Origin of the sequence: Labrys sp. KB_33_2 (assembly GCF_052114505.1) — a bacterium.
GTDB lineage: Bacteria > Pseudomonadota > Alphaproteobacteria > Rhizobiales > Labraceae > Labrys.
Window position 1 is genome coordinate 1 of sequence record NZ_JBFREW010000061.1, and the last position, 2,233, is coordinate 2,233.

The window sequence follows — 2,233 nt, forward strand, 5'->3', positions numbered from 1 at the left end:
CCAGCCGGGGCTGTTCTTTGCCGCCTGGTTGATTTTCGCCATTCAGGAGTTGGTGCCACCGGTATCTTTCCTGGTGGCATGGCCTTCGGGGCTGGTTCAGATCGGGCTGCTCGTCGCTTTTCATGCCATGACGACCTATCTGCTCGCCCGCATCGCGTTACGCCTGCATCGGGGCCTCATCCACGAAGAATGGCGCCCCGTAATACCCACCGGCTCTCGGGCGCGGCGGATGGGTTTTTACGTGCTGCTGTGCTGGGCCATCATCGGCCTGCTCAAGCATCCGCCCYTGCCGACTTCGCCTGTTCCGCATGAGCAACTCCTGCGCGGGGCCATCCTGCTGTCCTATGCCCTCGGCTTCATGGCGACGGCTGGCCTGGCATTGGTGGGACCAGCGGCATCCCTCGACGAGCGCCGGCCGATCCGGACCTCGTTAAGGACGGCATTGCGTGAACCGGTCTCCCTATTGGTCATCATTATCGGCATCAGCCTGCAGATCGGCTTCGTGATGGAGGGGGCAAATCTGGCACTCAGCCACTTCCCGCAGATCGGCGAGCTGCGTCTGTTTGCGGCACCAATCGTCTGGGCCTTCATGGCACTCGTTCTGTTCATGTCGGAATTCTCGCTGGTGATATTCCTCACGCGCGTCTGGGAGGATCGCTACGAGGAGGACACGCGCAACGCGGCTCACAATTTCAACTGGACCTGAAGCCCGCTTCGCGAAAACGCGCTTTAGGCCAGGGTCGAACTTAGGGTCCGGTGAGCAGAGCTGACCAGTCGAAGCTGTTGCGCTGACACTGGCGGGGCGAAAAGATGGCAAGACCGATGGAATCCCAGGCGCTCGATCGGGAAAGGCCCAGCATGACGCCGAGCTTACGCCGCAGCCATGGCCAGGCGAGGTCCCGAAGATGCAGGCTGGGCACTGCCGCGCCGCCATAGACGGTGATCAGCTCTTCATTGGCGTCTGACATGTCGGTGAGGATTTGGGTAGCATCGCGGTGGATGGTCTCCGTCAGCACGGCTCGTGTCGGCGTGGTGCAACCAGGCCGCATGAAGGAGAATTCGGGGCCGAGCAGGGTCTTGCGTTGGGCCGAGAGCGAAAAGCCGTCGAATTGTTATCATCGAGCGACAAGACGGTTTTATAGCTACGCCGAACAATACCGTTATGTGTCTGAACATGATGGCGAGGTCATCGAAGGATGGCACCCGGTTCGTTTCGACGGTGTTTACGAGAGTTCGCAGGTGGCTGAAGGACGGTCTGCTTTTAAGAGCTGGCATGGCCGCTGCGCTGAGCCGCAGATGCGGCGCTCAGGCCCAGATCGGCGTCGATCACGTCTATATCGGCTTCATGCCAGCTGAGTTCGCGGGCGCGTTGGCGAAGCGCGTATTGGAGCCGAAGGCTTTCTTGATTGCTCACCACTTGATGGGCGTCGACTGGCGAATGTAAACCACCGCCTTGCGCGCTTGGTGGCTCGGCGTGACCAGCTCGGACCTCATGGGGAATCTCCGCCAGGACCGCGGCGATGTCGTCAACAATCTGGCGACGGAGTGCCGGCGACAGTGTCGCCCAAAGATACGCCGGATCTATGCTCATGAGCGTTGAGACAATCTGCTGTCGATACGAGATCGACAAACGCCTCTATGCTTAACTTAATCTAATTCGTGACTTTCTCATAATGATCGGCTGCCGCGCCAGGAATAAGCAGACTGGTTCCCGCGCGGAATTCGACTTCATATGAAGGCGGAAGGTTCCCACCTCGATATGTCGTCCGACGAATGACATGGAACGAACGACCATACAGCGGATGGTGTGGGTCTCAAACCTCGACCATCTCAGGCGAAGATTCGTCAGACTCACAATCAGGGACATTCCTTAATGCCCTCGAAGCGCGCCTGAAGCTGTGCTGTGATCAGACGCACGACGCCGCCGACTATTCCAAGGCCACTGGAACTTGCCGCCCTCCAGTCTCTTGGAGAACAGGCCCACGCCCGTCCTATCGAAGTAGACCAGCTTGGACACACCTTCCGACAAGCTCGGCGCCTGAAAAATTCAGGCGAGGACAGATCGGGCAGCCTGGCGCCGCTGCCGGCGCCATTCGAGCAGGATGGCGAGCAAGGTATAGCCGATGGCGAGCGCCCACAGGCCCAGGAACTGAAACCGGACATCGTCGATCGAGGCACCCATCTCGACCACCTGGGTCATGCCGGTGATGGCCATGCTGCCGGGAATGAGCTG

At 59.8% G+C, this 2,233-nt stretch carries 4 protein-coding genes and 1 pseudogene; 2 read left to right on the forward strand and 3 right to left on the reverse strand.

All coding sequences use genetic code 11. The features are described from left to right. Positions 1-706, forward strand: a 706-nt coding sequence (locus tag AB4037_RS34475) for a hypothetical protein (protein ID WP_441774657.1), incomplete at its 5' end; no start/stop codon positions are given. A gap of 40 nt (positions 707-746) precedes the next feature. Here the strand turns inward: AB4037_RS34475 and AB4037_RS34480 are convergent. Next, positions 747-1,049, reverse strand: coding sequence for a hypothetical protein (locus AB4037_RS34480; RefSeq protein WP_441774658.1), 303 nt, complete (start codon positions 1,047-1,049; stop codon positions 747-749). Between the two features lie 224 nt (positions 1,050-1,273). Between AB4037_RS34480 and AB4037_RS34485 the strand changes: the two genes are divergently transcribed. Beyond that, positions 1,274-1,444, forward strand: coding sequence for a hypothetical protein (locus AB4037_RS34485; protein WP_441774659.1), 171 nt, complete (start codon positions 1,274-1,276; stop codon positions 1,442-1,444). A gap of 426 nt (positions 1,445-1,870) precedes the next feature. On the opposite strand, the gene tnpB is transcribed toward AB4037_RS34485, so the two are convergent. Together tnpB and AB4037_RS34495 are read right to left on the reverse strand one after the other, a co-directional pair. Continuing rightward, positions 1,871-2,017, reverse strand: coding sequence for an IS66 family insertion sequence element accessory protein TnpB (gene tnpB / locus AB4037_RS34490; protein WP_441774660.1), 147 nt, complete (start codon positions 2,015-2,017; stop codon positions 1,871-1,873). Between the two features lie 30 nt (positions 2,018-2,047). Next, positions 2,048-2,233: pseudogene (locus tag AB4037_RS34495) on the reverse strand (ABC transporter permease); the annotation flags it as partial.